This is a genomic window from Haloferax marisrubri (assembly GCF_001469875.2).
Taxonomy (GTDB): domain Archaea; phylum Halobacteriota; class Halobacteria; order Halobacteriales; family Haloferacaceae; genus Haloferax; species Haloferax marisrubri.
In genome coordinates, this window is the sequence record NZ_LOPW02000025.1 from 1 (window position 1) to 224 (window position 224).

Sequence of the window (224 nt, forward strand, 5' to 3'; positions counted from 1 at the left end):
CACATTCTGCACGACCTGTTCTGGCAGAACATGTCGCCGGAAGGCGGCGACGAGCCCGAGGGTGCGCTCGCAGACCGCATCGCGGAGGACTTCGGTTCCTACGAAGCCTGGAAGGGCGAATTCGAAGCGGCGGCCGGCGCGGCCGGCGGCTGGGCGCTTCTCGTGTACGACTCGTTCTCGAACCAGCTTCGGAACGTCGTCGTCGACAAGCACGACCAGGGCGC

1 pseudogene is annotated in these 224 nt (G+C 66.5%); it reads left to right on the forward strand.

The annotated features are described in order from the left end of the window. Positions 1-224: pseudogene (gene sod / locus AUR65_RS19415) on the forward strand (superoxide dismutase [Mn]); the annotation flags it as partial.